Source organism: Vibrio sp. 2134-1, from assembly GCF_033339495.1.
The window spans coordinates 1-1,218 of record NZ_JAWOUS010000101.1 but is presented as its reverse complement, the minus strand read 5'-3'; the positions used below and the strand labels follow the sequence as shown (position 1 = coordinate 1,218).

The 1,218-nt window shown below is 47.6% G+C and carries 1 protein-coding gene; it reads right to left on the bottom strand.

The features are described from left to right. Window positions 1–34: 34 nt before the first annotated feature. Window positions 35–1,218, bottom strand: a 1,184-nt coding sequence (hscA, locus tag R7R78_RS24135) for a Fe-S protein assembly chaperone HscA (RefSeq protein ID WP_225474377.1), incomplete at its 5' end; no start/stop codon positions are given.

Sequence of the window (1,218 nt, the reverse complement as noted above, 5' to 3'; positions counted from 1 at the left end):
GTAATACAATAATCTTAGGCATAACTACTTTCTCTTATATATCGTCTACTGATTGACCTGACAACGCAGCTCGAATCGATTTATCCATACGGCGTGACGCAAAGTCTTGGCTAGCTTTGTCTGTATCTTTGATGCCTTGCTCAATGGCATTTGCATCATCACCATTACGCAGCTCAATCAGTGCTTCAATGGCTTTTAATAGATCTTGTTTTTCTTGCTCTGATAGTAGTTCATCACCATCAGCTTGCATTGCAGCGATCAAACCTTCAATCACCCGGTCGGCTTCAACGCGTTGTTCAGCTAACGCACGAGCTTGCATGTCTTCTTTGGCGTGAGTCATCGAATCACGCAGCATGTTCGCAACTTCGTTATCGCTTAAACCGTAAGAAGGTTTCACTTGAATTTCGGACTGAACACCAGTGCTCTTTTCCATTGCAGTCACAGATAGTAAACCGTCAGCATCAACTTGGTACGTCACTCGGATGTGCGCAGCACCTGCCGCCATAGGAGGAATACCTTTTAGTGAGAAACGCGCAAGTGAACGACAATCATCCACCATCTCGCGCTCACCTTGCACAACGTGCACGCTCATCGCCGTTTGACCATCTTTGAAGGTGGTAAACTCTTGCGCGCGAGCAACAGGAATCGTGGTGTTGCGCGGAATGATTTTCTCAACCAACCCACCCATGGTTTCAATACCCAATGATAATGGAATCACGTCAAGCAGCAGCATTTCAGAGTCAGGCTTGTTACCAGCAAGAATATCTGCTTGGATACCCGCACCAATAGCCACCACTTCATCAGGGTTGATGCTAGTGAGTGGTGTGCGGCCAAAGAATTCGCCTACCATTTCACGGACAAGCAAGGTACGAGTTGAGCCACCAACCATCACCACTTCAAGTACTTCCTCCGCTTCTACGTCAGCATCTTTCAGTGCACGACGACAAGACATCAGAGTTTTCTTCACTAGTGGGCGAATCAGACCTTCGAACTGCTCGCGTGTTACAGTGCCTTTCCAGCCAAACACGTCAACTTCTACGCTGTCTTGCTCAGAGAAAGCAATTTTAGTCGCCGTTGCAATGTTCAGTAATGCACGGTTTTTCTCAGCAGAAAGCGGCGCTTCTAGGCCAGCTCGCTCCATTAGGTAATCCGCTAATAGGTGGGCAAAGTCATCACCGCCAAGTGCAGAGTCGCCGCCTGTTGCTAATACTTCAAATA